Source organism: Ligilactobacillus acidipiscis (assembly GCF_900116935.1).
GTDB classification, from domain to species: domain Bacteria; phylum Bacillota; class Bacilli; order Lactobacillales; family Lactobacillaceae; genus Ligilactobacillus; species Ligilactobacillus acidipiscis.
The window spans coordinates 804237-829012 of sequence record NZ_LT630287.1 but is presented as its reverse complement, the minus strand read 5'-3'; the positions used below and the strand labels follow the sequence as shown (position 1 = coordinate 829012).

Here is a 24776-nt window from a genome sequence, read left to right as displayed (position 1 = left end):
GCTATCAGCAAGCTCCCAATGAGTTTTTAAATACAATTTATTCCTGTTCACTTGTGCTCTTGTGGAAAAAGAAATTTTTTAAAGAACCGGGATCTTTCTTGAACTTGAAATATAAATACAAGCAAAAAATCAGTGCTCCGATGACGTCAGCAATCAAATCAGTCATTGTGTCCATAAGTGCCGCGCGCCCAACTTTGGGCTGTCCGTGCGCCATATATCTCTGCAAATTCATACCAAAACTGTCACACGTAAATTCATAAAATTCCCATAGGACCCCGCAAAAGGCTGAAAAGCAAAAAGCATACAAAGTTACAAAAGTCCGCGAAACCTTAGCTTGAACTTCAGGGGTCAACAAAAAACCAAATATAGCTAAGCCTAAGCAAACTTCCAAGCTGGAGCTGACCAAATGCAACATTTTGTCCCACAAAGGTAGTCTATAAAAGTGACGCAACGTTCCCAAATAAATTGAACCGAAAAGAAAAACTACATAAAGTATAAATAATTGCTGGGGCAATTCGATATTAAGTCTTTTAGCGATCCAGACTGGTAGATAACCAATCAAGATCCCGGCTATGATCTCAACAACTGTTAAAAAGTAGTCACCCTTCGCGCTGGAAGTCAACAAGTCTTTAAAACTAAATATCAGCGCGATCACCATCAAAATTTCATACACTCCAAGAAAAACCGTACTAACAGAAAAGCTGTCTTGTTTTTTTACCATATTCTCTCACACCACCCATTATTTAACTATTACCAATCAATCATAGCCTGATTTTCGATTAAACTAAAGCAATATGCCATTAGCATCACGGAAATATTTTAATTATATAGTCAAGATTTAAGGCACAAAAAAACACTTGACTCATCATGAACCAAGTGAAAACTTGAATAAAATATTATTCTTGTGTGAAACCATATTTCTTGTTGAAACGATCGATACGACCATCGACTTGGTTGAACTTTTGACGTCCTGTGTAGAAAGGATGTGAATCACTAGAAATTTCAACACGGATCAATGGGTATGTTTCACCTTCAAATTCAACTGTTTCATCAGAGTTTTTTGTTGAACCAGAAACAAACTTATAGCCTGTTGCTGAGTCCATGAAAACAACTTGATGATAATCTGGATGAATTCCTTTTCTCATTATCAATACTCTCCTTTGCCCTGAGTCATTTGCTGAGACAGAGTTGATATTTATATTGTACATATTATTACAACAACTAACATAGTAACATGAAAGAACGTGTCACGCAATCGTTTATTATCAAAACTAAAGTTTAGTTATTTTAAGCCTCGCTTAGCGACGATTATTCTTTTTTCTCTGTGTTAGTTCCCATTTAGCAGCTTGATCATAGAATTCTTGATTATCTTTAGTTTTTCGAAGCATACTTAAAACTTGTGGCGTATCATTTTCAGGTTCACCACTCAATACCTTGCGTAGTTTCCAAATATTGTTCAAAACTTCAGCAGGCAATAACAGCTCTTCTTTTCTTGTACTTGATCGTTTAATATCAACAGCCGGAAAAATACGGCGCTGAGCCAATCCCCGATCCAACTGAAGCTCTTGGTTCCCTGTTCCTTTGAATTCTTCAAAAATAAAATCATCCATGCGACTGCCAGTATCAACTAAAGCAGTGGCTAAAATAGTCAAACTTCCGCCTTCTTCAATATTTCTCGCAGCACCAAAAAATCTTTTAGGCTTAAATAAAGCCGCTGGATCGATCCCGCCTGAAAGTGTTCTTCCACTCGGCGGCTCAACCAAGTTATATGAACGTGTTAGTCGTGTTAAGGAATCAAGTAAGATCACAACATCTTCTTTTTCTTCAACCAACCGTTCAGCTCTTTGTAAAACTAACTCAGCCACTCGAACATGATTTTCAGGTTTCTGATCAAAAGTCGAATACACGACTTCACCATCGATCGTACGCTCCATCTCAGTCACTTCTTCAGGACGTTCGTCTATCAACAACATGATCAACTTTGTTTTCGGATAGTTTTTTGAAATGCCCCGTGCTATTTGAGCCAGTAGATTTGTTTTCCCAGTTTTGGGCGGTGCAACTATTAACCCTCTTTGACCAAAACCGATCGGGGCAAAAGCATCGATCACACGTGTTGCTAGCTGAGCGCCGCTAGTTTCCAAGTGCATTTGTTTATTAGGGAACAATGGCGTCAGCGCTGGAAAATGAGGCCTTGTTTTAGCTCCCTCAGGATCCTTGCCGTTAACAGAATCAACATGCATCATGCCGTAATAACGCTCATTTGTTTTAGGTGCACGTACTTTGCCCGCAACAAGATCTCCGCTTCGTAAACCAAAACGTCTGATCTGTGAAGCAGATACATAAATATCTTCTTGTGAATGCCCATAATTAATTGGACGTAAAAATCCATATCCTTCCTCATGTGAAACAACATCAAGGACCCCATTCATATAATAAAAGCCCTCTTCTTTAGCCTGGGCTCGTATTATAGCTACAGATAACTCTTTTTTATTCATCTGACTATAGTAAGGGATCTTCAATTGACGAGCAAAATTGTAAATTTCTTTTAAGGTCTTACCCTCTAAATCAGCCAAAGTTAAATTTTCTGGCATTTTTTGCGCTCCTTCATTCTATTGTTTCTACTGAGTCTGGCGTTGTCACAACTTTTAATTCAACATGCAAGCCGCGGAATTTATCTACTATTCTGTCATAACCCCGTAAAATATTATCTGCTTTTAATATAGTCGTCGTCCCCTCAGACATCATTGCCAGTCCCACCAAAGATACACCGGCTCGGATCTCATCAGCTTCCACTGTAGTACCAACTAGTTTTTCTGATGGCCCGACAGTTATGACACCTTCTTCACTCTTGATATTACCACCCATACGGTTCATTTCAGGGATATGTTTGATCCGCTTCGGATAAAGAGTGTCAACGATCGTTGATTTGCCCCGTGCTTTCATAAGCAATGGTGTTATCGGTTGCTGCAGATCTGTGGCAAAACCGGGAAACGGCGAAGTTTTAATTGAAATTGGTGCCAATTGGTCATTTCCAGGAATATAGACACTGTCTTCATCGATCTCTAAAGTAACACCCATTTCCTGCAATTTTGCAAGAAATGGATCTAAATGCTCCGTAATTACATTTTTAACTAAGACCCCTTGACCATTTGCCGCAGCAAATGCGATATAAGTACCAGCTTCGATACGATCGGGAATTATGGTATGCGTGTTGCGTGCTCGCAAATGATCCACGCCTTCGACACGAATCTCATTTGTACCTGCACCACGAATATGGGCACCCATATTATTTAAGAAAGTTGCCAAATCAATGATCTCCGGTTCGCGAGCAACATTTTCCATGATAGTTGTCCCTTTTGCTTTGACAGCGGCCAACAAAACATTGATAGTTGCTCCAACTGAAACCAAGTCAAAGAAAATCCTTGCTCCGTGCAAGCCTTCGGGTTTTGTTGTGATCTCAACTGAATTTTTTTTCTTTTTTACCTGTGCGCCCAAAGCTTCAAAGCCTTTAATATGCTGGTCGATCGGTCTGGGGCCAATGTTGTCTCCCCCAGGAAAGCCAACTTCAGCATGACCAAATTTACCCAATAAAGCACCCATGAAATAATATGAAGCACGCAAACTTCTAATAGCGTCACCAGGCAAAGGATTCGGTTCGATCCTTGTCGGGTCAATTTTCAAGATCCCATGGCCAAAATGTGAATCAACATTCATCGATTTTAAAATCACCATTAAATTATGAACATCTAAAATATCTGGAACAGAATCAAATGTTACTGGAGTATCAGCTAAAATCGCTGCCGGTATCAATGCAACAGTACTATTCTTAGCACCGCCGATCGTGACCTCTCCGACCATTTTCTGTCCGCCTTTTACGATCATTTTTTTCATTTTATAAGTCCTCACCAAAATAAAAACAATTATTAGTCTAATATCATCAAAAAGCACGCTTATTCACCAAATGGTTTCAGCGTACAGAGACACAAAAATGCGCCTTATTTCATAATACAAGATACTAATAATTGTTTCAATTGATTTTGACAAGTTCTCTTAAATTTTGTAAAAAAATATTTCTTACACTTAGGCACGAACTGAATTTGTCCGCATAAATCTTTCTAGAGCAGTTTCTTCTTCCTGGGTAGGCGCAGCTCCTGTCATAGATTTAAAACCGTGGATCTTTTCAACAGTAAAATGACTTGCTAAAGCAAACTCAGCATCAGTCATATGATGCTTTTCCTGATAATCAATAATTTTCAAAGCGATGTTATCGAATCCTTCAGATTTTTGCATTTCAATCATCCTTCCTGATCAGTTAGACCTTTATCACTCCGAGCATATCATAAATAGTTTAATTTGCTCAAATATTACTCCTATTGAGGATAGTGTCAACTTTGTGTGGGTAAATTTTTAAAGGGCCTGTTCCTCTGCTTTTTGTAATTGCTCTATTTATTTTTAGTCCAATGCTGTGCTTGAATTGAGCGTCTTTGAACTACCAGCCAACTTGCAGACCATGTTGCCACAAACTCCGATGTCCTCGCAAATGCCCACTGAACGCAGCTTGTGCTTGTTCATAATACTTATTTTTAATGTTTTTTCTGACATTCAAACGCCGGTCGAACTGGCTGATTTTTTCTTGCTTGAGCGCTTTTAGCTGTTCTGCTTGTAAGAAATTGGTGATATTGCCGCCATTCAGCTGAAAGATCCGTGTTCGGGCGACACTTTGCGCACCCACTAAACTCCAACCTTGCGGACGTGAGCTTAAGCGCCGGGACAGATAATGACTGATATGGCCCTCAGCCGAACAGCCATGATAATCCTCTAAGCGGTTATCGCAAATCGCTGCGGCATTGTTGGTCAGATATTTAGCGGCTTGTTTCAAGCTGTGACATTGGCTGACAGTTACCGTTGGGTCACTAAAACGGACCCTAAAGTAATCCTGGATAAAATTAGTTTGTCCAGCTAAAGCCCAATGGTATAAAGTCCGGTCCAGACCAGCGATCCCTACGGAAGCTTTTTTACAATATTTACGTAAGTGAAACCGATCCAAAATGAACGTGCAGTGCGGAATAAAGTCGGCTCCGTGCTTGATCCATTGAGCACCGTCACCGCTTAAATAAACTTTTTCTGGCCGATAGTTGGTCTCTATATAATCTAGAACTTCTGTCCATAATTCTTCGTTGTCTTTGCCCGGATAGTTACCCGTAAAGTAATGCGCTTTGATCAGTGGATGGCGCGGATCAGTTACGTCATAACCTTCATGAACATAAACTAGTTTCATGAAACGATTAGTACTGTCCTGATAAGCAACATGATCTTCGTCAGCTTCAATAAATAGCGTTTGGATCGGTTTGGGGGCGGGCTTCTCAGTCACAGAAGGCTCATTGGGCAGTTGTTGACCTTCACGGTGAACAATGTTCATGACTGCTGTTTTAGAGTGGATCCCCAAATGGGGGATCATCGTGAGCGCTTCTTGGTAAGTATGTCCAGCAACATTTTCTAAGATCTGCGCTTTGACTCCCAGCGTCATCCGGCTATATTTTTGCCAGCCTAAGACTTTATCCAACAAAAAGAAATACGCCCGGGTTTCTTTATTTTGATAATATGTCCGCTTCACTGTGAGATCACCGTACAAAGTCGACTTAGTCGTTTCACGGATCGCTTTGATCGCAAATTTATCCTTGCGGATCTCAGACTCCTTAAACTGCCGGTCGGCTTCTTCTAAAAAGACCCTGATCAAGTTTAGGCATAGTTTTCTCCCTGCGGCCATTGTATTTTCGATCCAGTCATCAAAGGCAAGATCTTGGTACAGAACTTTTTCACCATTTTTTGTAAAATTCGCCCACATTTGTTCGCTCATCTGTTGTAAAATATTCATTGGGAAATAACTCTCTCTTTCATTGTTTTGTCGTAATTACAATTGTAACAGAGAGTTATTTCTCTTTTTTTGTCTTTTTAGACTTCCACCCACAAATACTTTACGCTAACTCCTATTGAACAATCGGGTAGGAGATAGTTCACACTATCGACCTCCCACACCACCGTACGTACGGAACCGTATACGGCGGTTCAACAACTTAAGCTTTTGCTTGAATAGACTGGTACAGTTTGGACAGATTTATTAGCCCACGCTGTGCCAGTCTTTTATTAGTTATGGTCATCAACAGTGTTTTACTGTGCGCGTTGCGCCAGTATCCCTTACGAGTATTGACGTAGATTTTCGCCTGTTTGGGTGTCAAGCCTAGTTTAATCAATGCTTTATAACGGGTTCCGATATTCTTCCACTGTTTCCAGATATACTGGCGGATGCGCGAGCGCAACCATTTGTCTAGTTGTTGGAGAAAGTTTTTCATCTTCCCAATGGAATAATATTGGATCCAGCCCTGCATTTTCTGCTTAATTTCATGCAGAATCCTATCAAGGCTGACGCCTCGGCTTCTCTTGGTGATTCTTGTCAATTCCTGTTTAATTCTCTGTTTAGGTTTTTGATGAGGACGCGGGTAGGCGCTATTGCGTCCCACACCCAGAGAAAAACCTAGAAACTTCAGTCTTAGTGGAGAACCAACTTGCGTCTTTTCTGCATTCACTTCAACTTTGAGTTCCTTTTCTAAAAACTGGGTGATGCTTTTGAGAACCCGTTCACCCGCACGCTTACTTTTAACATAGATATTACAGTCATCCGCATAGCGTACAAATTTATGTCCTCTTTTGGTCAATTCTTTGTCCAGCTCGTTCAGATAAATATTTGCTAGTAATGGTGAAATATTGCCACCTTGCGGTGTACCTTTAGCGGACTTCTCGAAAAATCGACCATTCATAACACCACTCGTCAAGAACTTACGAATCAAATGCAAGACCCATGGCTCACTAATGTAATTTTCAACAAATTTAATTAGTAAATCATGGTTCACATTGTCAAAATAGGACTTTAAATCAAGGTCGACCACGTAGTGATAACCCTGATTATAATAAGCAACCACCTTTTTCACAGCACTTTGTGCACTGCGGTGTGGTCGAAAACCATAACTATTATCTGAGAATACTTTTTCAAAAATAGGAGACAGTTGCTGTTGTAACGCCTGTTGAACCACACGGTCAACGACCGTTGGGATTCCTAACTGACGTTTCGAACCATCTGGCTTAGGAATCTCAACTCGTTTGACAGGTTGGGGTTCATAGCTTTCGGTTCGCAAGGCCTCGATTAGTTTTACGTTATTCTCTTTCAAGTATGGGCCAAGTTCCTCAACGGACATGCCGTCAATTCCTCCAGCCCCTTTATTACGCTTGACATGGACAAAGGCCCGATTTAAATTATTCCGGTCTAAGACCTTCTCACGTAATAAGCCATTTTGAGTTCTCTTTTCACCAGAAACAACGCTACGCGCTCCTGTTTGCTCTGACCCTTCCAGGGTTACCCTCCGCAGGTAGTCAGCTTTATTTTCTGTTTTCTGCGATTGTCGTATTGTTTCCACCTCCAGGATGAATCAAAATTATTGTTGTTCAGCCCTTCACCATTACTGGCTACTATGGCCTCGGCTGACTTCTGTCATGGACAACTCAACATTACTATTGAGCCTGTTCCTGCCAGAAATAACTTCCAGCTTGAGAGAACTACCATGACAGACCTCCCCGGGTAAGAGCAGTAGCTTTCGCATCAAACCGTTGGCTTTACTGTGACGGTTTCGAGTGGTCAGGGACTTCGATTTGTTAAGCAATCTCATCCCACCGTTTCCAGCCTTTTAGCCACTTCTTGTTCATCGATTCGATGTTTCGTCTAGGACTTCCTTCAGATTCTACCTCACGATAGACACCCTTGTCTTCGACTCGTGATACCGGCCACTACGGCTCACAGCGGACTTACACCGCCTAGTTACTGCCCATGCCGGGCGCACTCAAAAAAATATCCGTAGGCTCTAAAAGCCTACGGATATTATCAAAATTCACTAAATTTTATTATTAACTATTCGGCACTCGCCTTGACAAAGTCAGCAAACAAACCTTCAGGGCTTTGTGGTCGTGACAAAAATTCTGGATGGTATTGGGAAGCCACGAAGAATTTATGATCAGTTAGTTCTACCACTTCAACCAAATGGTTATCAGGAGACGTTCCGGCAAAAGTCAACCCTTTTTCCGCTAATATCTCACGATAAGCGTTGTTAAATTCATACCGATGGCGATGACGTTCTTGAATCACTTCTTGTCCCTTATAGGCAGCAGAAGCTTTGGTATTCTTACGCAACTTACATGGATAAAGTCCCAAACGCTGAGTCCCGCCCATTTCTTGGATATTTTCTTGGTCAGCCATTAAATCGATAATGTTGTTTTTACAATGCGGATCAACCTCTGTTGAGTTGCTATCCTCTAACCCCGCAACATCACGGGCAAACTCAATACATGCCAACTGCATCCCTAAACAAATTCCCAAGAATGGAACATCATTTTCACGTGCATACCTAATTGCCTGTATCATTCCTTCAAGTCCACGATCGCCAAATCCGCCCGGTACGATAATTCCATCATAAGCAGCTAATTTTTCAGCTACATTAGAACTATCCAGTTCCTCAGCATCAACGTACTCGATTTTAACCTTTTTCTTGATCTGATAGCCGGCGTGTTTTAAGGCCTCGTTGACAGATATATATGCATCAGGTAATGAAGTATATTTACCGATCAAAGCAATTTTCACTTGTCCAGATAAATTATTGACTGTGTTCAAAAGATCCTGCCATTTAGACATATCAGCCTCAGGCGTGTCTAAATGTAATTTTTGACAAACAATGTCATCCATATGCTGCGCCTTTAAATTCATCGGGATCTGATAGAGAGTTGGAACATCTAGAGATTCGATCACAGCTTCCGGCTCAACATCACAAAAGTTAGATATTTTGTTACGAATTTCTTGTGAAATCGGTTTTTCTGTCCGTAAAACCAAAATGTTTGGTTGAATCCCTAAGCCACGCAATTCCTTAACACTGTGCTGCGTTGGTTTAGTTTTCATTTCGCCAGCGGCCCTTAAATATGGGATCAATGTTGTATGGATATACAAAACGTTTTCCGGTCCAACATCAGCGCGCATTTGTCGTAATGCTTCCAGGAAAGGTAATGATTCAATATCGCCAACTGTTCCGCCAACTTCTGTAATCACTACATCGGCGTCTGATGACGTACCGGCTCGCATGATCTTTTCTTTGATCATATTAGTAATATGGGGTATCACTTGGACAGTTCCCCCTAAATAGTCACCACGACGCTCTTTTTTAATAACTTCTGAATAAATCTTACCGGTAGTCACGTTGGAATACTTGTTCAGTCGAATGTCGATAAAGCGTTCGTAGTGTCCAAGGTCTAAATCAGTTTCTGTACCGTCATCTGTTACAAAAACTTCGCCGTGTTGATATGGGCTCATTGTACCTGGATCAACGTTAATATAAGGATCAAACTTTTGAATGGTCAGTTTTAGACCACGATTTTTTAACAAGCGCCCTAACGAAGCAGCAACGATCCCTTTTCCTAAAGATGATACAACTCCACCAGTTACAAAAATATATTTGGTCATTACAAATGCCTCTCCTCTGGATTAAATTTTTATGGGGAAGATTAAAAAAAGAAATAAGCTCCCTATCCATTATTATGAATAGAGAGCTTACTTTTACCGTTCATTTGACTCCAGCATCTAACTGAAGCGCCCAGACAGTATAATACAGAATAATTTACGCTACGTCAAGTCTAAATCTTAGATAACTATAAATTCATTTTGCAAAATTACTCTTCGTTGTCGTCATCTTCGTCATCATCATCAAGTTCGGAAAGCTGCCCTTCAATTCCATCGGGAAGCTCATCATCATCCTCATCATCAGTTGATTCGCCAATATCACTTAAATCTTTACCATATTTTTTTAATTCAGCAGATTCTTCATCGTCTTCAGTATCTTCATTATCATCAAAGTACTGATCTTCAGGATCATCATCGTCATAATCGATCACATCATCGTCATCACTTTGATCATCGAGAAAGGCGTTGACCTTTTTGCGACTTTTACGCTTTGGACGTTCTTCATCTTCATCATCAGAATGAACAAGTGCTTCATCGATAGATTCATATGGATACCAGGAACGCAAGCCCCACAGATTATTCCCTAATGAAATGAAGCTGCCATCAATGTTTAAATCCGTATAAAATTGTGGTAAACGATCACGGATCTCTTCATCGCTTTTACCAAGAAATTGTTGAATTTCATTTGTCAAATCTGCAAAGCCCATTACATCACCCTTTTGGTTTAAAATGGCCCGCGCAACTTCGATCATTGATAATTCTGTTTTATTCGCACCTTTGAATCTTTCTAGCTCCAAACCGGTACACGTCCTTTCCACAGTTTACTTTCTATCATACAATATTAGGCTGTAAAATGCAATCGTATTTTATACTCTCCCAGCCCCTTTCCATTTGAGATCAAATCATAATCGATCGAAACTTTTCCACTAACTGGATATTCAGATAAGGTCACATTCATTTTAGGAGTAACAGTGATCAGTGGTACGACACCATAAGGTGTCTGATAACGTGCTTCCAGCTTTTTATTTACCACAAAAAACATCTGCGACCTATTTTGCCCCTGCTGTCGCGTCAGTTGAATTTCGCCAACAGCATTGATCTTAAAAGTAACCATCGCAGGATCTTGGCCTTTTAGCTTTTCTTGATAACGTAAATAAATCGTTTTTCCCATATTGAAAAACTGCCCAGGTACATCTTGAACTAAATTATTAACTTCTCCTTCTTGTACACTTTGCGTTTCCAAATGAATCATGACATTAGATTTTTCTGTTGCCGTTTTTATCTGTCCTTTCTGCATTTATTTGGATGTTTCAGGATCTTAGTTGCAAATTTCTTCTACAAGAAACATGCAAAACCCCACTTTTCCTTTTCTATTATTAAAATGTTTTACATTAGTATTATATATTTTTAATCGCAGACACAAAAGTCTTTCGTACTAATTATGTTATAATTAGTTCAAAATCACTTAACGAATTATCCAATATTCATAATGTCTGACACACTATTACATTGAATTATCCGGCTAAGATATTTTAGTTAATTCACACATATTATTCAAGTAAAATGGTGAGGAGCAAAAACAATAAGTTATTGTTTATATCTAGTGCTGACAATTCTGTTGTTTTTAAAGGAGGGTTCTACTTATTACTCAGTATAATGTTCAAAAATTACCTATGGAAAAAGTCTTGCGTGACCCGATCCATAATCATATTTATATTCAACAGCAAGTTATCCTTGATTTGATCAATACTAGGGAATTTCAACGGCTCCGTCGGATCAAACAGCTCGGCACTACGAGTTATACCTTCCATGGTGCAGAACATTCACGTTTTTCACACTCTGTTGGTGTCTATGAGATCACGCGCCAGATCTGTGACCTGTTCGAGAGAAACTATCCCAGCCAAAAAAAAGATGATGGGTTTTGGGACGATAATGAACGGATCGTAGCACTTTGTGCAGCTTTATTGCATGACTTGGGTCATGGGCCATACTCGCATACTTTTGAACATATTTTTTCAACCGATCACGAACAAATGACTACCGACATTATCACTTCTCCGCAAACTGAAGTGAATCAAGTCTTAAAAAAGGTCGGGCCAAATTTCCCTGAAAAAGTAGCCAGTGTAATTCAAAAAACCTATCCTGATCCTCAAGTTGTTCAAATGATCTCGAGTCAGATCGATGCTGACAGGATGGATTATTTACTACGTGATTCTTACTTTACAGGAACAAAATATGGTAATTTCGATTTGACTAGGATCTTGCGAGTGATGCGCCCTTATAAAGAAGGGATCACTTTTGACATTTCAGGAATGCACGCTGTTGAAGATTACATTGTCAGTCGTTTTCAAATGTATCAGCAAGTGTACTTCCACCCTGTTTCACGCTCAATGGAGGTTATTTTAAGCCATTTGTTAAAGCGTGCAAAGTACCTCTACACTGTTAATAAGCTTCAGTTAAATGGCGCCACAGACCTGCTAGTTCCGTTTTTGACCGGAGAATACAGTTTAAATGACTATTTACACCTCGACGATGGGGTCTTGAATACTTGTTTTGCAGTCTGGCGCGACTCAGGCGATGAAATACTAAGTGATCTGGCACACCGTTTCTTAGACCGGCACCCACTGAAATCTGTCCGTATATCACCAGAAACTAGAAAGTACATCCCTACCTTAGAAAAGTTAGTCACACAAGCTGGTTACTCTGCTGAATACTACATGGACACTAATGATAGTTATGACCTGCCATATGATGCCTATGATCCTCATTCGCAAAATCCACGGACTCAAATCGAATTAATACAAAATGACCAAAGTTTGGTAGAACTATCGGCTATCAGTCCACTTGTCAACTCGATCACCGGCAAAGTTTCTGGTGACGAACGTCTCTTTTTTCCTCGAGAAATGTTAGCGGCAAATAAACAAAATGATCTTTTTTTACCAGTTTACGAAGCTTTTGACCGTTATATCCACAATGATCAAGTAGTTGCGCCTGAATAAAAAGGCAGCAGTTTTAGTAAATTTTCTTACTAAAACTGCCGTCTTTTTTATTTAACATATTTCTCTACCCTGTGATCAAGACAGCGCAAACAATCAACCAAAGTGAGAGCAAAAGGCTGTTGACCGAGAACCTATCAAAATGGATCGGTTTATTTTTTTTATCAGCTATTTTATGGACATCAATTTTTCGGGCTTGGTATTCTTCATCAGTCTCACCCTTATGTTGATGTTGAAACCAACCAGAGATAAGACTGGCATGTAGTAAGATATCCGTAATTGCCAGACATAACAACACTAGACCAGCCATAAAGTAAATATCAGAAACAAGGATATTTTGTTTGGCTAAATAGCCAATTAACGCAAGGACTGCTGTAACACAAATTGTAGACAGATCTAACTTGATCATGATCTTGCTTTTAAAATTTGCCATTTAATTCATTACACCACATTTTTTCAAAAATTAAAGTTGTTCAAATGAGCTTGACTGCTCCATAATTAACTTCTATTAAAAAATTATACCATGATTCGATCTTTTTTCACTTCCAAAATGATAAGTTGTTCTTACTTTAAACAAAAGGGCTTAGGGGATCCTTATTTTCCTCGATCCACTGACCTTTTCCTACCCATCAACCAAGTGGTGAAAAAAATCACTAAAATTACAGAGATGACTGAATATAAAACTAACATGCATTCACTCACAAAGATTTTGGAATTTAGATAATAGCCAAAACTATTGTGCAACTTGTTAAGCAAAATAAATAGTGCAAGGTCACCACCAAACATTCCAAAAAATAATGTGTTAAAGGTCATTCCCATGATCTGAAAGCCGATATTCTGCCCACTTTCATACAATTTTCCCCGCTCGATCTGTGGATCTTGCTCAATAACCTCATTTAAGCCGCTGGCAATTGCAATTGCTGCCTCAGCAATAGCTCCAAGAGTACTCAAAACAGTCGTTGATATTGCAATTTTTTCAAAATCAACACCTACCATTAAATTAAAAGCCTCGATCTCTTCAGATTGTTCGTTAGCAAAGCCCTTGACTTGCACCACATGATCTAAGGGGATGATCAAAAGCAGCATCACGATCATCACACACAGTGTTGCTAAAAAAACAACGTTAGCTGACTTTTCATCAGAAGTCCCCATATAAATCGTGATAGCCAAAATACAGACCCCGCTAAAAAGCGATGTCCACAAGGGAGGAAATCCAGATGAGATCAAGATGATCGTCAAAAATAATAAACCGAAGTTTAACAAAACAGAGAAAAAGGCTGAAAAGCCTTGCTTACCACCGATCAAAACCATCAATACCGCGAGGATCACAGTTAAAATACTAATCGTTTCCAACTTTATGCCCCCTTTTAAAGGTTAATGATGCTAAGCCGCTTGCGGCGGGGACTACCAACGCTATACCGATCCCACTGATCAAAGACTGTACGATCCCCAATGACATCGTCCATTCAAAGGTATAGCCGATACTATTACCTGTTCTGAAAAATAACACTCCCATCGCAAATGTCTCCGCAAAAAAGATCAGCAGTAATACGTTGATCAATGGTCCTAAAATCGAACGACCGACTTCCAAGCCTGAAGAAAACAATTGCTGCTGTTTAATGTGTGGATGGGCACGACGAATTTCAAAGACTGTAGAAACAATATCTGTCGCTGCATCCATCACTGCTCCTAACAAACCGATCACAGTCGCCGATAAGAACAGTTGTTTAGGTGACTGAGTCGCGAAGTCCAAGGCTTCGTAGTGTAAATCGTCGCCCGTATAATTTAATACTAAAATACCAATTAGCAAGCCTGCCGCAGTTCCGGCCACGATAGCCCCAAAAGTTACCGCACATTGCTTGTTCCAACCGATAACTATTACCAACGATAAGGCAGTAAATATAAAAGCACTCACAACAAACAACCAAAAAAAGTTGGTCAAATTCAGTGTGACATCCAAGTTAACAAAAATTAGAAACACGACAAAATTTAAAGCCACGCTCAACAAGGTTTTCAATCCTTTAAATCTCATGGTCAAAATTAATAAGGAAACCACGAGCCAGCTTAGCATTATTAAATAGGTGTCGCGTTTATAATCTGAAATTTGTGCTGTAAGACGACCATTCTTTTTTTGCAAGTCAACAAAAACCTGCTGTCCCGTATGAAACTTCTGGTCGAACGCACCTGAATCTGTCCACGAATTAGCAGCGTAAACTTTTTTACCTTGATACTTGCCGTTTTTGATGACCATGACGATTTTTTGTGAATGTTGATGATCGATATTTTTAAACTCGTCCTCAGTTCGCTTGGTAGTGCCATTGCTGATTCGAGTTATTTGTCCAATATCACGGTCATACATGAAGGCATCATGTATTGTAAATATGTAGACAAAGGCGCCTACCATGAGCAATATCAGAACTGTCACTAAACTTTTCATATTTTTGCCAGACATTTGATCAATTCCCTTCAATTCTTCCAGCTTAGCACTATCATTCCATAACATAAAGATAAGCAGGAACGATTTAAGTTTCTTTTTAACCACTAAAAGGTCAACCTGGATTAAATTTTTAGTTTACGATATAATTCTATTTGAATAAAATAAAGGATGATATTTACGATGAAAACCACTGATAATGTCTTAAGATTACTAGAAAACAACACGCTTCCTCTTTCTGGCCAGCAAATCGCGGATAATCTGCATATCTCACGGACAGCAATTTGGAAGGCAATCAAAAGTTTACAAGAAAATGGCTATGAGATCGAAAGCAAGCCGCATGTCGGTTACCTTTTATTAGATCCTCCCATGTTGTCCGAAGCTTTTATTAGACGCAACCTAACTAACAAAGTCCCACTAAAATTCGAACTCCACGATAGTTTAGGATCAACTAATCTGCGAGCTAAAGAATTAGGGACCTTGCTACAAACAAATGAACCACAGATAGTCATAAGCGATCAGCAGACTAAAGGCTATGGCAGATATGGCCGTTCATTTGCTTCACCTAAACAAACCGGGATCTATTTAAGTATCTTATTACAAAATCAGCAAAAGCATTTCAATGCCGGTCTACTGACAACCGCCACGGCAACTGCACTATGTCGGGCGATCGAGAAAAAGTTGGACATGAAGCCTGGGATAAAATGGGTCAACGATGTTCTCTGGAAAAATAAAAAAGTCAGTGGGATCTTAACTGAAGGGATCACCGACATTGAAACTGGAAACCTCAAACAAGTTGTGATCGGTATTGGTATCAATTATCTGACCGATCCTGACACTTTTACACCTGAATTGCAACAACGTGCGACCTCTCTACGTTCTGCCGTTCTTGCAAAAAATGTTTCCAGAAATGTCTTTATTGCTGCTTTTTTGGATGAATTCTTTAACTTGTACCCTAATTTTAACAGTTCTTCTTTCATTCAAGATTATCGAAAGTATTGTACAACACTAGGTAAGCGAGTCACGATCACTCAGGGCAGTCAAACGACAACTGGTACCGCACAAAATATCACCGACACGGGTGAACTGGTTTTAAATGATGGGAGGATCTTTTCTTCCGGTGAGATCACAAAAATTAGAAGTACACAAGATTAAAAGCTGTTGCGCTAATTTCTTTTTATTGCCCTTTTCCCATGATAAAATAGGTTTAGGTATAAGAACAAAAATTGCGAGGTGGACAAGATGAGTGAGAATGCTTTTTTCAATCCTGGGCAATCAGTTTCCAGCGATTATGATTTCGATAAGGCTTACGTAGCTGCAAAAATTTATCACGACAAATCAAAGAAACCTGTTGTTGTTGTCCGAGAAAAAGATGGTCAACCCTACTTGATTTTCGATGAACAAGCTGCGCAAAATACAAAGCTCGATGAAAACTCTGAATATTCGATCATCAAGAGAGTCGACGACTAAATAAATTCAAAATCAGCTTTATTCATCTAAAATCAAATGTAAAAAAGCAAAGCAGATATAATGTCTGCTTTGCTTTTGTTTTTCTAAGAGTCTGAACTTAATTATCCGAATGAAAACGATTCTTAAATAGTGGACTAACAGGTTTATTTTCATGGATCCGCTTAATTGCGTCACCGATCAACGGTCCAACAGAAATCTGGATAAGTTTGTCAATTTGTTTTTCTTTCGGCAAATTGATCGAATCTGTCACGATCAATTCTTTGATTGGAGATTTTTCGATCCTTTCGATCGCAGGACCAGATAAGACTGGATGCGTTGCTGAAGCATAAACTTCAGTAGCTCCCGCGTCCATCAAAGCCTGTGCAGCTAACGTGATCGTACCGGCTGTATCGATCATATCATCGATCAGGATACATTTCTTACCTTCAACTGATCCGATAATATTCATAATTTCAGCCACATTCGCCTTAGGCCGTCTCTTATCAATAATTGCGATCGGTGCCTTTAAAAATTCAGCCAATTTACGGGCTCGTGTAACCCCACCATGGTCAGGTGAAACAACAACTGCATCCTTATCAATGCCCTTTGTCATAAAATAATCAGCCAACAACGGAGCACCCATCAAGTGATCAACGGGAATGTCAAAGAACCCCTGGATCTGAGCCGCATGGAGATCTAATGCGATCACACGGTCACAACCAGCTTTCTCTAACATATCAGCAACTAATTTTGCTGTGATCGGTTCACGGGAACGTGCTTTGCGGTCTTGACGAGCATAACCATAATACGGGATCACGGCGTTGATCGTATGAGCACTGGCACGACGTAAAGCATCGATCATGATCAACAATTCCATTAAATTATCATTTACTGGAGCAGAAGTTGATTGAACGATAAAAATATCGCACCCACGAATACTTTCTTCAATGTTGATTCGGATCTCACCATCGCTAAAACGATCGACAGATGTTCTCCCCAATGGTACACCAACAGCATTGGCAATTTTCTGTGCTAACGGTTTATTTGAATTCAAAGCAAAAATTTTTAACTTTGAATCGTTATATTGTTCAGACATAACAGCCTCCATCAGTCCTTAATATTCTTATTAACTCTCACATTAATCTTAAAGCATTTACTGCCTTAAAAGCAAGTCTTGCTAACCAAACTGTTAATTATTTTTTCTTGGCTGCTTCAGTTTCCTTAGCTGCCTGTGCTACTGGATATTTATCATAATAGCCGTCTTTATTTACTTGTCTGCCACGCGCAATAGCCATATCATGAGGCTTAACATCCTGTGTCACTGTTGAACCAGCAGCGATATACGCATGATCCCCAATTTCTACTGGTGCGACCACGTTACTGCCGCTGCCAATAAATGAATAGTCGCCAACATTGGTGTGATGCTTATTTATTCCATCGTAGTTAACAAAAACTGTGCCGCAACCAACATTGATCTCCTCGCCAAGTGTCGCATCGCCAACATAAGTTAAATGCCCAACTTTAGTATTTTCACCAATCGTTGCTTTTTTTACTTCAACAAAGTTACCAATGTGGACACCCTCACCAATATCAGCTTGAGGGCGAAGGTGACTGTACGGTCCAATATCTGAGTTATCATGCATTACTGAATTTTCGATCGTAGAAGAAGTGACCTTTACAGAATCACCAATAACTGAATCAACGATTTCAGAATGAGCGCCGATCACACAATCGGAACCAATTGTTGTCTGACCTTTTAAACTGACACCTGGTTCAATAATTGTATCTGAACCGATCTTAACATCAGTATCAATATAAGTATTATCCGGATCAACGATCGTTACGCCGTTTTGCATATGTTCTTTATTGATCCTTTTGCGCATGACTTTGGCAGCATTGGCTAAAGCAACACGATCATTAACACCCATTGATTCTTCAAAATCTTTCATTTGATATGCAGCAACGACCTTGCCTTCCTTTTGGAAGACCTCCATTAAATCTGTCAAATAGTACTCACCTTGAGCATTATCGTTGTTGATCTTATGCAAAGCTTTAAATAATTCTCGGTTATTAAAACAATAAACCCCAGTATTTATTTCCTGGACTGCAGCTTCTTCTTTAGTTGCATCTTTTTGCTCAACGATTTTCTCAACAATGCCTAAATCATTACGAATGATCCTGCCATAACCAAACGGAGCAGCAGTGTGTGCAGTAAGTACTGTAGCTACAGCACCTTTGGATTGATGATACTGAAATAATTCGGAGAAAGTTTCCGCAGTAAATAATGGTGTATCACCGCATGCGATCAGTGTGATCCCATCTTTATCACCTAGTAACCTTTCAGCTTGCATGACTGCGTGCCCTGTCCCAAGCTGTTCAGATTGAACAACATAATTTGTTCGCTCTTTTAAAGTTTTTTTGACCATTTCAGCACCATGTCCGATAACAGTCACGATTTGGTCCATATCATTTTTCTCAATTTGTGTTAACACGTGGTCGACCATGGGTTTACCACACACTGGATGCAAAATCTTGTACAATTTTGATTTCATTCGGGTACCTTGACCAGCAGCCAGAATCACAGCATATTTTGAAGACATTAATTATTACTCCTCTATTTTGAAATTAACGGAGCGAGTAATTAATTTATTTAAAATTAATTAGCTCATCCATAATTGGGTCACAACATCCCTGAAAATTACACTATTATACACTTTTATTGCGAACAAATAGCTTTAAGAGCAGACCCTTCTTTTGAATAATAACCCAGTTTTTACCAGTATGCAACTAGCCATCCTATTCTAAGCAAAACAAGCTTTAACTTTAATGATGATTTTTAGTGAATTTTTATCTATGAAATATTTTCTCTCGAAAAAAAGCTTCTATCAGTTGAGTTAACTTGATAGAAGCCTTTTAATAGTATGTCGATCAAAATCGCAGACCTGGTTATTTTGGTAAATAACCGATCTCAGTCAGGATCTCACTAGATTTCTTGATGTTTTCCTTATTATCAGTGAATGTTGCAAATACCCATGACTTTAATAAATATTTAATACCATCCTTGGTCCACTCTCCATTCTTATCATGAAGAACTAAGGCATTTGTATAATAAAGCGAATCAATAAAGACTGGGGTAAAGTGCCTGTTCGAAAATTCTTCGGCTTGAGCCAAGATCTCAGCACATTTATCAAAGTCCATCATCCGGTAATAATACAAGGTCAGATTCTTCCAGATAAAGAGTGCCCAAAAAACATAATCGTCAAGATTGATGTTTTCTAACAAGCCAGGGACCTGTTCAAAATAAAAACTGGCCTTGTCATTTTCTTTTCTTTCCAAATAAACCACGCCCAGTTCACAAGTAGCTAAGACGGTGAAAATATCAACTTGCTTATTCCGCATCTGCAAGATCCGATTAAAACCAAATAGCGCATCTTCAAAATCACGGGTCTTCCACATCTTAGCATTAGTCTTTAAGAAAAGATAATGAGCCTCTTGCTCGTTGTCGCTTAACTTATCAATTTTATCGAGAGTTTCTAATGCTCGATCATACTCATTGTTCATACTAAATTTATCGGCTTCATCTAAAAAACGTTGGGCGGTTAAAACTTCATTATCAACCACAACATCCTCAAGTTTCAAACCTAAACGTGCAATGATCTTAGCTAAAATATCCCCTCTAGGAGAGGTAGAATTTCTTTCAAGCAAACTGATCGTCCCTTGAGTTGTGATCCCCTTTGCCAGATCTTGCTGAGAGATACCTAACTTTTTTCGTGTATCTTTAATTTTTTGGCCATCTATCATAATGATTTCCCCTCTTAATAGGTACATTTTCTAAAATAATAATTACAGCTTAATGCTGAATTAAAATTTCTAGCTAGCACTACTTTATAAACTAGATAGTTTATAGCTATTTGTCAAATAGTATGACTCCTATACTTAAAAAGTTTAAACAATTTTTGCATAAATTGCAAAACATAAGGTTTATAAATCAAATATCTTATCTTTTTTACCCTATTAAGATATTCTCAGTACTCCAAACAACTTTTATATATATGCTTATTCTCTTTAAATATTGCTTAATTGTCAAGTAAAGCATTCCATAATTAATAATAATCAACTTTAATCATATTAAATGAGAGCCATTTACTTCATAAAGGCTCATTTTATAGTTCATTAAATTATATCCAAGTTAATATCTACTAATATTTAATACACAGTTTAAGTTTGGGCTAGTTTAATTATTTCTTTTAGAAGGCTAAAAGTATGTTGCCCACTAGTTTATATTTTGTTTTTAATTACAAAAAAACTGGAACAACAATATTGCCATTCCATTAAGAAATTAAAATTTATTTATCAAAAACTTTCTCTAGATAATTTCCAGCATCAACATGTATCGTCTTATCTTCTGAGTTAACTTGGTCAACTTTCAATAATGAAGTGTAATTATCCACCAATCTTTGACCTGTAAATGATCCTTCAGCAAAAACTGTGATGCCAACCAATTCAGAATCAAATTCTTCGATCATTGACTTCATTCCGTTAACAGTTCCGCCGCCCTTCATAAAATCATCAACAACTAAAACGTGCGAACCTTGCTTCAAACTCCGCTTGGATAACTCCATTTTTTCGATTCTTTCACTTGATCCAGAAACAAAATTAACGGAAACTGTCGCACCTTCGGTAATTTTAGAATCACGACGAACTATCACAAATGGGACATTGAGGTATTCAGAAACGCTTTGCGCGATCGGAACTCCCTTAGTTGCAACTGTCATAACGGCATCGATCTGTTTATCGATATATTCCCGCGCGATCACGCGACCTACACGCCGTAACACATCTGGCCGGCCTAAAAGGTCAGACAAGTAAACATATCCCCCTGGTAATAAGCGACTTTCTGAAGACATTTCAGTTACCATTTCATTAATAAAATCACGTGCTTCATCTTCGACGATCGACGGAATAAAACGTGCACCACCAGCGGCACCAGGAATTGTTTCTAAGATGCCGATCCCTCTATTTTTAAAAGTCCGCTTAATGATAGCCAGATCTTCAGAAATCGAAGATTTAGCTGATTCATATCTATCCGCGAAAAAAGTTAATGAAATTAGTGTGTGCGGCCTTTCCATTAAGTAATTAGTCATGTCGATCAAACGATCGCTTCTTCTTGTTTTCAAATTTCAACCTCCACTAGCAAATTGTTCTTTAAATTGAATTTCACTTCGTTATTATACGCTAACTTTAGCAAATATAGTAGTTTTTTTATGTATTTAAGCATTAATGTTCGTATTTATGAAAAATAAGCTCTTAAAAGCTTGAATTTTTTCAGTCTATTACAGAACAAATTAACGTTCGCGTATTACGAAGCAGCAAGATTTAACTTATCACTTTTTACGAGTTTCGTCAATCTTTTTATTAAAATAGCTAGTCACTTGACGTTTGTATTGCTTACTTAATTAAATTTTCCCACTAATTATCCGTTAAACTGTTTTAGTTCGTCCGTTAGGCTTTTAAAATTGTATTATTATAGATATAATTAAGTTTAACAAACGTTTAGGAATAAGGTGAGACCTTGGAGATCACAGAAAAGGCCCCGGCCAAATTAAATTTGTGTCTAGATACCCCATTTCAACATCCTAATGGTTGTTTTGAATGGGAGATGGTAATGACAGCGATCGACCTGGCAGATTATGTTCATATTGAAACCATGTCTGATGACGACCGGATCACTGTCAAAACCGACAGCGGCTTTTTACCTTGCGACCAACGCAACTTAACCTATCAAGCCGCAAAAAAAATCAAAAGTCATTTTGGCATTGAAACAGGCCTTAAAATTTCAATCAAAAAAAATATTCCGGTTGCTGCTGGAATGGGGGGCGGTTCAGCGGATGCAGCTGCAGTTTTACGAGCGCTGAATAAATTATGGAAATTGGGATTGTCTTCCAAAGAATTAGCACAGTTCGGACTGTCGATCGATTCTGATGTTCCTTTTTGTGTCTATAGTCAAACTGCACTCGTGACGGGGCAAGGCGAAATAGTCACCCCTCTTAGAGAATTACCAACAATGTGGTTCGTTATTGCTAAACCTCCTGCAAGCGTCTCTACTCCCTTTATCTTGAAGCAGATAAACTATGATAACCTAGAGCATTTAAATGTCGCTCAACTCGTATCAGGGATCAAAGACCAAGATTTCAAGCTGATCACTAGTAATATGCAAAATGTTCTAGAACCGATCTCCGCTGCTCGTTATCCGGAAATAACGAGGATCAAGCATAAAATGCTTCAATTCGGGACCTCTGCAGCTTTAATGAGCGGAACTGGACCAACTGTTTACGGAGTTTGCCAAAACTATTCTCGTGCTGCCCGTGTTTACAATAGTTTGCGGGGGTTCTGTGAAGAAGTCTATCTGGTGAAGCCTATCACTTTGAAGGGCTCCAATGTTCATACAATAAAATGATCTTACCCTGTTTTTTGAAGAAAACAGAGTAAGATCATTTTATTAAAAAAAAGCCCTTTGATGTTATCACATCAAGGCGCATTTTTAGTCATTATCAAAATTTAATTCAATGTTTTTAGTTAAAACATCTGTGTAACTAAAAGAGACGCGTTTGACCGCATTCTCATTTTGGTCAAGGTCAACAACGAAAACAGCAGGAAATGTCTCACGTAAAATTCCATGTCTTGTAGTAACTTTTTTGCGGCCAACCTGAGTTGTTACAGTTAAATTATTACCGATGCGGTCATCTAATTTGGTTTTGATCGTAGCTATCGTAACAGGCATTTGATCCACTCCTTCTAAAGAGCAATGATACCACTTTTTTACAAAAACCGCAATTATACCACACCAATAATTTTACATCAACAAAAATAATAAATTTTTTATTTACTTTTTGGTACTAACTTTTGTTCTTCTAAACTATCGCTCAGCTTGACAAAATCCGCGACACTAAGCCTTTCTGCTCTGATTCCTGGCTCGATTTGCGAACTGTTTAAAGCAGAAGTTAATTTGTTTTTAATATTTTCATCCTTACCATATAAGCCTAATAAATTATTCCATAAACTTTTGCGCTTATGCATAAAACTCCCACGAACTAATCTTTTAAAATTAACTTCATTTTGTGGATGATATTTCTCCTGCCGCCTTTTTTTCATTGATACAATAGCAGAATCAACTTTAGGGCTTGGCACGAACACTGTCTTAGGTACAGTAAAAGAGATCTCACTGTCAGTTGAATAAGCAACTCCGATCGTTAAAGACCCATAGTCCTTATTTCCGGGGCTAGCTGTCAAACGTTGTGCAACTTCCTTTTGCATCATAACCGTGATCGACTCAAAATCTGCCTCTTCATCAAGGAGATGTAATACGATCGGAGTCGTAATGTAATAGGGCAGATTGGCAACGATTTTTACCGCATGCTGCCCATCAAAATGTTCTTGGATCAGGGCTGATAATTGTGTTTGTAAAATATCACCATGTAAAACTGTAATGTTGGCATAGTCTGCTAAAGTTTCTCCTAAAACAGGAATCAATCTTTCGTCGATCTCTAAAGCCAATACTTGATGGGCATTTTTTGCGAGCTGCTCAGTCAAAGCCCCAATTCCAGGTCCGATCTCGATCACATCATCATCTGCAGTAACATCAGCCGCAGTTACTATTTTTTTTAACACATTCAAGTCAGTCAAAAAATTTTGTCCTAAGCTTTTTTTGAAGGTCAGACCATAGGTTTCCATAATTACTTTAGTGCGTGTACCAGAACCAATTTCCGGTCTTTCATTATCACTCATTATTTTCCTCCATCTCGTTAACGTATTGTAAAGCTTTCTTAAATTCTTCTGGCGTGACTTGAAATAAATTTAATCTTTTATATAGTTGTTTGCCATTTACATAGCCGATCCGTAAAAATTCGCATAAAACTTCTCTTCTTTTTCTAGCATTGGGTCCAGAAATCAGCTTAGCGGCTAACAGATCCGCTTGTGTGATCTGCGGCTGCGCTTCAGGAACTTCTGTATACAAATGTGCTAAAGCATCTCTGATCGTTTCAGGGGTTGCATGTTCCACTCCTAGACTTCCTTGTCCATGAGGCACAGCATCTTTTTTCTTCAAAAAGGCATGCTTTACTCCTGGTACAGCAGCTTGGATCGTCTTTCTGATTTTTTCTCCAGAAAAATCGGGATCAGTAAAAACGATCACTCCTCTGATCTCATTTAATTCATCAATTTGTTGCAAGACTTCATCGCTGATAGCTGAACCCCTGGTTTCGATCGTATCGGCATTAACGGCCATGTTGATCCGTTTAGTATCATCTTTTCCTTCAACTACGATCACTTCTTGAATCTTCATTTTTTT

The 24776-nt window shown here is 38.8% G+C and carries 24 protein-coding genes; 4 read left to right on the top strand and 20 right to left on the bottom strand.

Features of this window, described 5'->3' with window-relative positions:
- Nucleotides 1-37: 37 nt before the first annotated feature.
- The 10 genes from BQ5903_RS03690 to BQ5903_RS03645 form a co-directional block, all read right to left on the bottom strand.
- Entirely contained in the window at nucleotides 38-721 is a 684-nt protein-coding gene (locus BQ5903_RS03690; RefSeq protein WP_010499684.1) for a hypothetical protein, read from the bottom strand.
- Nucleotides 722-896: 175 nt separating this feature from the next.
- On the bottom strand, nucleotides 897-1145 hold the full coding sequence (locus BQ5903_RS03685) for a type B 50S ribosomal protein L31 (protein ID WP_010499682.1): 249 nt from the start codon (nucleotides 1143-1145) through the stop codon (nucleotides 897-899).
- Between the two features lie 153 nt (nucleotides 1146-1298).
- Nucleotides 1299-2591 (bottom strand): transcription termination factor Rho, encoded by a 1293-nt coding sequence (rho, locus tag BQ5903_RS03680; RefSeq protein WP_010499680.1) that lies wholly within the window; start codon nucleotides 2589-2591, stop codon nucleotides 1299-1301.
- A gap of 13 nt (nucleotides 2592-2604) precedes the next feature.
- On the bottom strand, nucleotides 2605-3891 hold the full coding sequence (locus tag BQ5903_RS03675) for a UDP-N-acetylglucosamine 1-carboxyvinyltransferase (protein ID WP_079578888.1): 1287 nt from the start codon (nucleotides 3889-3891) through the stop codon (nucleotides 2605-2607).
- A 189-nt stretch (nucleotides 3892-4080) separates the two neighbouring features.
- Nucleotides 4081-4290, bottom strand: coding sequence for an LBP_cg2779 family protein (locus BQ5903_RS03670; protein WP_035631537.1), 210 nt, complete (start codon nucleotides 4288-4290; stop codon nucleotides 4081-4083).
- A gap of 199 nt (nucleotides 4291-4489) precedes the next feature.
- Entirely contained in the window at nucleotides 4490-5875 is a 1386-nt protein-coding gene (locus BQ5903_RS03665) for an ISLre2 family transposase (protein WP_079578614.1), read from the bottom strand.
- 199 nt (nucleotides 5876-6074) lie between these two features.
- Nucleotides 6075-7460 carry a group II intron reverse transcriptase/maturase gene (gene ltrA / locus BQ5903_RS03660; RefSeq protein ID WP_079579651.1) on the bottom strand — a complete coding sequence of 462 codons (1386 nt, stop codon included), beginning with the start codon at nucleotides 7458-7460 and terminating at the stop codon, nucleotides 6075-6077.
- Nucleotides 7461-7957: 497 nt separating this feature from the next.
- Nucleotides 7958-9553: a CTP synthase gene (locus BQ5903_RS03655; RefSeq protein WP_079578886.1), complete on the bottom strand. Its 1596-nt coding sequence runs from the start codon at nucleotides 9551-9553 to the stop codon at nucleotides 7958-7960.
- Between the two features lie 206 nt (nucleotides 9554-9759).
- A complete protein-coding gene (gene rpoE, locus BQ5903_RS03650) occupies nucleotides 9760-10347 on the bottom strand; it encodes a DNA-directed RNA polymerase subunit delta (protein ID WP_079578884.1) in 588 nt (195 codons plus the stop codon).
- 44 nt (nucleotides 10348-10391) lie between these two features.
- A complete protein-coding gene (locus tag BQ5903_RS03645) occupies nucleotides 10392-10847 on the bottom strand; it encodes a DUF1934 domain-containing protein (RefSeq protein WP_231920916.1) in 456 nt (151 codons plus the stop codon).
- Nucleotides 10848-11223: 376 nt separating this feature from the next.
- On the opposite strand from BQ5903_RS03645, the gene BQ5903_RS03640 reads away from it, so the two are divergent.
- Complete coding sequence (locus BQ5903_RS03640) at nucleotides 11224-12549, top strand: HD domain-containing protein (protein ID WP_079578882.1); 1326 nt, start codon at nucleotides 11224-11226, stop codon at nucleotides 12547-12549.
- Nucleotides 12550-12613: 64 nt separating this feature from the next.
- Here BQ5903_RS03640 and BQ5903_RS03635 read toward each other — a convergent pair whose 3' ends face one another.
- From BQ5903_RS03635 to BQ5903_RS03625, 3 genes are all read right to left on the bottom strand, one after another.
- Nucleotides 12614-12979, bottom strand: a complete 366-nt coding sequence (locus BQ5903_RS03635; RefSeq protein WP_010499412.1) for a hypothetical protein — start codon at nucleotides 12977-12979, stop codon at nucleotides 12614-12616.
- A 161-nt stretch (nucleotides 12980-13140) separates the two neighbouring features.
- Nucleotides 13141-13899 carry a YibE/F family protein gene (locus BQ5903_RS03630; protein WP_056988140.1) on the bottom strand — a complete coding sequence of 253 codons (759 nt, stop codon included), beginning with the start codon at nucleotides 13897-13899 and terminating at the stop codon, nucleotides 13141-13143.
- Nucleotides 13886-14998, bottom strand: coding sequence for a YibE/F family protein (locus BQ5903_RS03625; protein WP_154022054.1), 1113 nt, complete (start codon nucleotides 14996-14998; stop codon nucleotides 13886-13888). The genes BQ5903_RS03630 and BQ5903_RS03625 overlap by 14 nt, the downstream gene beginning before the upstream one ends.
- Nucleotides 14999-15163: 165 nt before the next feature.
- On the opposite strand from BQ5903_RS03625, the gene BQ5903_RS03620 reads away from it, so the two are divergent.
- Entirely contained in the window at nucleotides 15164-16135 is a 972-nt protein-coding gene (locus BQ5903_RS03620) for a biotin--[acetyl-CoA-carboxylase] ligase (protein WP_079578880.1), read from the top strand.
- Nucleotides 16136-16222: 87 nt separating this feature from the next.
- On the top strand, nucleotides 16223-16450 hold the full coding sequence (locus BQ5903_RS03615) for a hypothetical protein (RefSeq protein ID WP_010499405.1): 228 nt from the start codon (nucleotides 16223-16225) through the stop codon (nucleotides 16448-16450).
- Nucleotides 16451-16547: 97 nt separating this feature from the next.
- Here the strand turns inward: BQ5903_RS03615 and BQ5903_RS03610 are convergent, their stop codons facing one another.
- The 4 genes from BQ5903_RS03610 to purR all read right to left on the bottom strand — a co-directional run bounded on the left by BQ5903_RS03610 (nucleotide 16548) and on the right by purR (nucleotide 21606).
- A complete protein-coding gene (locus BQ5903_RS03610; protein ID WP_010499404.1) occupies nucleotides 16548-17525 on the bottom strand; it encodes a ribose-phosphate diphosphokinase in 978 nt (325 codons plus the stop codon).
- A 97-nt stretch (nucleotides 17526-17622) separates the two neighbouring features.
- Nucleotides 17623-19029 (bottom strand): bifunctional UDP-N-acetylglucosamine diphosphorylase/glucosamine-1-phosphate N-acetyltransferase GlmU, encoded by a 1407-nt coding sequence (gene glmU, locus BQ5903_RS03605; RefSeq protein ID WP_079578878.1) that lies wholly within the window; start codon nucleotides 19027-19029, stop codon nucleotides 17623-17625.
- A gap of 346 nt (nucleotides 19030-19375) precedes the next feature.
- Nucleotides 19376-20230, bottom strand: a complete 855-nt coding sequence (locus BQ5903_RS03600) for a helix-turn-helix domain-containing protein (RefSeq protein WP_010499394.1) — start codon at nucleotides 20228-20230, stop codon at nucleotides 19376-19378.
- 545 nt (nucleotides 20231-20775) lie between these two features.
- Nucleotides 20776-21606 carry a pur operon repressor gene (gene purR, locus BQ5903_RS03595; RefSeq protein WP_010499392.1) on the bottom strand — a complete coding sequence of 277 codons (831 nt, stop codon included), beginning with the start codon at nucleotides 21604-21606 and terminating at the stop codon, nucleotides 20776-20778.
- A gap of 395 nt (nucleotides 21607-22001) precedes the next feature.
- Here purR and ispE point away from each other — a divergent pair, with 395 nt between their 5' ends.
- Nucleotides 22002-22886: a 4-(cytidine 5'-diphospho)-2-C-methyl-D-erythritol kinase gene (ispE, locus tag BQ5903_RS03590; protein WP_079578876.1), complete on the top strand. Its 885-nt coding sequence runs from the start codon at nucleotides 22002-22004 to the stop codon at nucleotides 22884-22886.
- A gap of 84 nt (nucleotides 22887-22970) precedes the next feature.
- Here ispE and BQ5903_RS03585 read toward each other — a convergent pair whose 3' ends face one another.
- The 3 genes from BQ5903_RS03585 to rnmV form a co-directional block, all read right to left on the bottom strand.
- Nucleotides 22971-23210 carry a Veg family protein gene (locus BQ5903_RS03585; RefSeq protein WP_010499388.1) on the bottom strand — a complete coding sequence of 80 codons (240 nt, stop codon included), beginning with the start codon at nucleotides 23208-23210 and terminating at the stop codon, nucleotides 22971-22973.
- Between the two features lie 98 nt (nucleotides 23211-23308).
- Nucleotides 23309-24214: a 16S rRNA (adenine(1518)-N(6)/adenine(1519)-N(6))-dimethyltransferase RsmA gene (gene rsmA, locus BQ5903_RS03580; protein ID WP_079578874.1), complete on the bottom strand. Its 906-nt coding sequence runs from the start codon at nucleotides 24212-24214 to the stop codon at nucleotides 23309-23311.
- Nucleotides 24207-24770, bottom strand: coding sequence for a ribonuclease M5 (gene rnmV / locus BQ5903_RS03575; RefSeq protein WP_172823824.1), 564 nt, complete (start codon nucleotides 24768-24770; stop codon nucleotides 24207-24209). Before rnmV ends, rsmA begins: the two co-directional genes overlap by 8 nt.
- Nucleotides 24771-24776: the final 6 nt, after the last annotated feature.